Below are 5,550 nucleotides of genomic sequence, written 5' to 3'. Positions count from 1 at the left end.
CAAGGCTGCTCCTACAATGGAACGCGGTGGCCTGTAGGAGCAGCCTTGTGCTGCGAAGAGGCCGGTAAGTTCACCCTGTATCTAGCGGATAAACACCTGCGGCGTAGTGGTCGACATGTCCCCACCCGGCAGCTTGATGTTCTTCACCTTCTGCAGCGTTTCGGGGTCGAACACCGCCAGGTCATTGAAGGTGCCGCCCAGGTACAGCTTGTCGCCCTTCTTGTCGAAGGTCACGCAGTAGTAGGTGTGTTCAAGGTTAGCCGCCTTGATCAACTTGCGTTCCTTGATGTCATACCGCGCCAGGCGGTTGAGCACGCCGTAGATCTGGTTCGGGTCCTTCGGCGAGCGCAACCCGGTGAAGTACAGCTCGGTCAGGTCGGCGAATTCCTGGGTGTGGGTCTTGCCGGTTTTCAGGTCGACACTCAGGTAACCGTAGAGCAGTTCGGCGGTATTTGGGTCCTGCTTTTCGTCCTTGAACTTGGCAATCGTATAGAGCATCGAGAACTCGTGCCGAGGGCTCTGATGCGGCCAGAAATACAGCACATCCGGGGCACTGTAGCCGGGCCGGTTCCAGGTACGCAGCGGCAATGCCACCTCGTACTTGCCGGTTTGCACGTCCATCTTGTAGATGTCCGGGCCCGCCACGAACAAACTGCCATCGTCGGCGGCGCGCATCAGGTACACCTGGCGTGGCATCGGGAAGGTTCGCGCAGGCTTCGCATCAAGGCCATCGGCCGTGCGGAACACCTCCAGGCGCGGCGGCTTGACCACATAGTGATCGTTCAGGCGCTGGGTCGGGTTGACGGTGGCATACACCTCTTTGCCATCAGGGCTGATGGCAAACGAATACATCGACTTGCCGACTTCCCCAGGCACGCTGGACAAGTTGGCGTGGAAGGTGGTCTTGCAGGTGTCCAGGTCGATGCCGTAGATGTCGGCGTAGTGGTTGTTGAGGATGTAGGCGGTACGGTTGTCCGGCGCCATCATCGCGGTGCCGGGGCCGAACGCATCGGGCATGCGGCAGCTCTTGTACAGCGCATCGCTGGCCACATCCACCACATGCAGGTTGTTCGGGTAGTTGGTCACGATCAGGTATTCATGGCCAGCCTTCAAGGCCGGCCCGGTGTCGTCAGCCTGTACCGCCCAGGCGCTGGCCGTGGCGGCGACGGTGAGCGCGAGCTGCGCGCAGAGTCCAGGTTTCATGCGGTTTCCCCTTGTCATTCTTGTTGGGCCGGTCACTTGTCTTTCGGGAACACGGTGCCGAGGTTGCGCCAGTCGTCCTGGGAGTTGGTCGCCTGGGCATTCCAGTCCTGGTAGGTGCTCATCATGTCTGGCACCTGCGCTGGCCACCAGCAAGGGTCGGAACAGCCGTAAAGGTCGGCTTCCATGGGCTGGCACAGCGAGCTCACGCCACCAAAGGCGTCCACTTCCCAACCCGGGTCGGTGGTGGCGGTACAGCCTGCCACCGCGCTCATCGCCATGACTTCTTCGACACGGTCTTCGGCAGCGGCCTGCTCGAGGATGCGCGCCTTGTTGTTCAGGGGCTTCAAGTGCTTCATGTCAGTGCGCCTTCCGCGGGGTGATGTAGCGGTCGATGAAGGCCGGGTTGGCGGCCATGATGCGGCTGTAGACCTCGATGCCGAAGTCGACCCAGTCGCGCATCAGCTCGCAGTAGTGGTAGGTCGGGTGCTGCGGGTCGCCGTAGCGGGCATAGCTCTCGTGGTAGCAGCCACCGGAGCACAGGTTGCGAATACGGCAGCTCTCGCAGCCGGTGTTGCTGCGGTCCAGGCGTTGCGACAGGAAGTCATTGAGCTGGGCCTGTTTCACCCCTTGGTGCACGTTGCCGAACGTCGGCAGGCTGGAGCCGGTGAAGCGGTGGCACAGGTTCAATTCACCTTCATGGTCTACCGCCAGCATTTTCAGCCCGGCGCCGCACGGCAGGGCCTTCTTGTGGCCCTCGTGGATGTCGGTGATCAGTTGGTGCAGGTTGGAAAAGCCGATGTTGCGGTGCTCCAGCGCGGCTTCCAGGTAGCGACGGCCCAGGGCCTTCATGTTGGCGAACACCTGCACCAGTTCGTCGCTGGTGAGGTTGAATGCCGACAGGTCGCCCGAGGTCACCGGGGCGAAGCCGACTTCGGCAAAGCCCATCTCGTTGAACAGGTGATTCCAGATGGTCTCGACATCGGTAATGCCACGGGTCAGGGTGACCCGCGCCCCCACCGGGCGACTGGTATAGCGTGACAGCAGCATCTCGGCCTTGCGCCGCACCACGTCATAGGTGCCCTGCCCGCCCACGGTGATGCGGTTGCGGTCGTGCACGGTCTTCGGCCCGTCGATGCTGATCGACAACCCGAAACGGTGGGCGTTGAGCCAGTCGATGATCTCTTCGGTGAGCAAGGTGGCGTTGGTGGTCATGATGAACTCCACCTGCTTGCCGGCCTCGGCGAAACGCCGCTCGCAGTAAGCGACCATGTGCTCGATCAAAGGCCGGTTGGACAACGGCTCGCCGCCGAAGAACACCACGCTGTAACGTTGCTCGTCGGGGGACTCCTTGAGCAGCATCTCCACCGAGGCCTCGGCAGTGGCGGTGCTCATCTTTTTGCCGGCAGAGGGTTTGTCCAGGTCTTCCTTGTAGCAATAGGTACAGCTGAGGTTACAGCCGGTGTTGACGTTGAGCACCACCGTGTTCAACGCCGTGCGCTCGACCTGCTTGAGGGCGATTTCCGGCGTCAGTGGTGAGCCGTCGCTGACCACTTCCAGGGCGATCAGCTCGCGCAGGGTGTCCTGGATGTCGGCGCCGGCAAACTGCTGACCGAGGCGCTGCATCAGCTCCTCGGCGGAGCAGCCTTGCTGGCGCAGGGTGTCGATGATGCCGCCGGTCACCGCGTCGGTGGCGAACAGCGAACTGCTAGGGATGTGGAACAGCATGCGGTCGGCATCCACCTGCACTTCGTGCAGGTTGCGTTCGACCAGGTTCAATAGTGCGCCCATGGCGACCTCCGATAATCGATCCGTTGGAAAACGCGTTCACACCTGCCTTATGGCAAGGGCGGGTTGTTCCAGCGTTGGACGGTGACGATCATGTGGCCCTCGCCGGTCTGGCCGCCGTCAGCCAGGGTGGCGATGACTTTCAGGTTGCCAGCGTTGTTGGTCATCATCTTGCGTGCCGGGTTAGGCCCCGCACCGCCGGGTACGAAGACGCCGTCGGCCTGCATCTGCCCGGCGAACTTGACGTCCTCGTCCTCGACGGCACGCTCGTTGAACGGCTCGACCTTCCATTGGGCGGGCAGGTAACCGATGCGCAGCGGCTGGCCGCTGGCATCCTTGCCCCAGGCTTCGGCTTCGAAGCGCCCCTGCACCTTCGGCACGGACGCGCCGTTTTCGCCGATGCGGGCAATGGAGAACGCTGGCACCACCTTGACCTCGTCGACCTTGTCGTAAACCGCCAGGTTGACGCCCTTGAGTGCGCCCACTGCAACGTCTCGCTGGCCTGGCTTGGCGTCTGCCGCCGCGCGCGCCTTGACCCGCACCAGGGTCGGGGTGGCCTCCAGCACTTCTGTCACTTCAACACCTGCGCCCAGTTCCGGCTTGCCCGTCAGGCCGCTGCCGACCAGGGTGATCTCGCTTTCGCTGCCCACCTTGATGAAGGCCGGTTGCACTGCCAGCAGGCGTGCCTTGCCGTCTTTCACCGCGCTGAAGTCCAGGCCGCGCTCGTCGTGATCGGCCTCGAACATGCGGCCTTTCATTTCGCCATCCAGCGCCGCGAATACCTGGCGCAGGTTGCTGTCGCCCACCTTCACGTTGCCGCGCCATTCATAGCCGTTGTAGAGGATCGCCGAGCCGCTGCCATTGAACGGCGTGCCGTCGGCGTAGCTGCCTTTGACCTCGACCTTGAAGGTGTCAGCCTCCCCTGCACTGACCGTCATCACCCCACGGACATCGCCTTTGGCCAGCATGTGACCGCTGAACGCCCACTGTCCTGGCAAGGCATCGGCCTTGGGCCTGGCCTGTTGCCATTCGGCCCAGGCCGGGCTGTCGAGCGGGAAGCGCTTAGCCAGGTCCGGCACCATTTGCTTGAGGGCGATTTCAAGCCAGTCGCGGTCACGCGCCTGGGCCTGGTATTCGAGAGACGGCCATTGGCCGAGGTGGAAGTTGACCAGGTGTTCCCATTCCTGGGCCGGGCGACGCTGCAGGGCAACGCGGGCACCGGAGTGGCAACGGCCGCAGGTTTCGCTGAGCTGTTGGTCGAAGTGTTCGACGGTGTTAAGCCGCCGCTCCATGGCGTAGCGCACGCCATCGGTCTCGCTGGGCGCCAGTCCCTGCTTGTCGGCCAGGTACTTGACCAGGGTGCGCCGGTCATCGTCGCTGATCTGCAGGCCGTGCATGACCTGCATGCGGGCGATGCTCATCAGCCAGCCTTCCGGCGTTTTGCGCTGATGGCTGATACGGCTGTAGGTGTCTTTGCCTTCGGGGATATGGCACCCCATGCACTTGGTTTGCAACAGGTTAGGGCCCTGCTCGGCCGCCATGGCCTGGGTGCTCAGCAGCGCGGCGGCGACCAGCGCCAGTTTGCCCGCATGCCGGCGGAGTCGAGTCGTCTTCAAGGTCAGACCTCCACGGTTGTTGTTCTTATCGTTCTCGCACGCTTTGGTACAGCAGGTGTGCATGTGACAGTCGTGATACAGAAACTGTGCCACATGCTGAAAAGTTGTTGTATTTCAGCCTCTTAGTAGGTTTCGCGTGGCTTTGCAGGCATGCCGGGGTGCAGCCGGAGCGTGCCATTTCGCGACAGGGTGTTTCATCCTGAGACAGGGCCTGCTCTGCAGGCCATTCGCGGGGCAAGCCCGCTCCCACCGAAACGGCGCAGCACCTGAATTCGGCTCTATCCCTGTGGGAGCGGGCTTGCCCCGCGAAGAGGCCGGTATAGCCACTGTTTCACCACCGTCTCACACCGTCTCAATGTGCAACAGCGCAACCCTGCAATTACGCCCTTGCACTGCGGCAAACCCCAGTCGCCTCAAGGCCTTGCGGCCCATCGACGACCTTGGCACGCCCATTGCGCAAGCCTCGCTCACATTCCAATGACAAGAGGCACCGCCCCATGCTTTCCGAACTGCCCATCCTGCCCGCCACCCGCGCCTTCCTCGAACGCAAACTGAAAATGCGCATCGGCGCCGACTGGCAGGACGCCGCCAGCGGTCGCACCCTGTCGTTCCGCAACCCGGCCACCGGCGAGGTGCTGGGCGAAGTACCCGCCGCCGACGCCGACGATGTCGACCGCGCCGTGCGGGCCGCGCGCCAGGCCTTCGATGACTCGCCCTGGAGCCGCCTGCGCCCGCGTGAGCGGCAGAACATGCTGTGGCGCCTGGCCGACCTGATGGAGCGTGACGCGCAACAACTGGCGGAGCTTGAGTGCCTGAACAACGGCAAGAGCGCCGCAGTGGCCAAGGTCATGGACGTGCAACTGGCCATCGACTTCCTGCGCTACATGGCCGGCTGGGCCACCAAGATCGAGGGTAGCACCGTCGAAACCTCGATGCCTTTGATGCC

At 63.1% G+C, this 5,550-nt stretch carries 5 protein-coding genes; 1 reads left to right on the top strand and 4 read right to left on the bottom strand.

What is annotated here, in order from left to right; genetic code table 11:
• Positions 1-81 precede the first annotated feature (81 nt).
• From peaD to peaA, 4 genes are read right to left on the bottom strand one after another with little or no spacing between them, the layout of a single operon-like run.
• Positions 82-1,203 carry a quinohemoprotein amine dehydrogenase subunit beta gene (peaD, locus tag OO306_RS27650; RefSeq protein WP_027593451.1) on the bottom strand — a complete coding sequence of 374 codons (1,122 nt, stop codon included), beginning with the start codon at positions 1,201-1,203 and terminating at the stop codon, positions 82-84.
• 32 nt (positions 1,204-1,235) lie between these two features.
• Complete coding sequence (gene qhpC / locus OO306_RS27645; protein ID WP_008091708.1) at positions 1,236-1,559, bottom strand: quinohemoprotein amine dehydrogenase subunit gamma; 324 nt, start codon at positions 1,557-1,559, stop codon at positions 1,236-1,238.
• A gap of 1 nt (position 1,560) precedes the next feature.
• Entirely contained in the window at positions 1,561-2,991 is a 1,431-nt protein-coding gene (peaB, locus tag OO306_RS27640) for a quinohemoprotein amine dehydrogenase maturation protein (RefSeq protein WP_027593452.1), read from the bottom strand.
• A gap of 47 nt (positions 2,992-3,038) precedes the next feature.
• The gene (gene peaA / locus OO306_RS27635) at positions 3,039-4,604 is read right to left on the bottom strand and encodes a quinohemoprotein amine dehydrogenase subunit alpha (protein WP_265970360.1); all 1,566 of its coding nucleotides are present in this window, start codon (positions 4,602-4,604) and stop codon (positions 3,039-3,041) included.
• A gap of 497 nt (positions 4,605-5,101) precedes the next feature.
• Between peaA and OO306_RS27630 the strand changes: the two genes are divergently transcribed.
• Positions 5,102-5,550, top strand: a 449-nt coding sequence (locus OO306_RS27630) for an aldehyde dehydrogenase family protein (RefSeq protein ID WP_265970359.1), incomplete at its 3' end; no start/stop codon positions are given.

The organism is Pseudomonas sp. DCB_AW, assembly GCF_026240895.1.
In the GTDB taxonomy this organism is placed as follows: domain Bacteria; phylum Pseudomonadota; class Gammaproteobacteria; order Pseudomonadales; family Pseudomonadaceae; genus Aquipseudomonas; species Aquipseudomonas kermanshahensis.
This window is presented reverse-complemented; position numbering and strand designations above follow the sequence as displayed.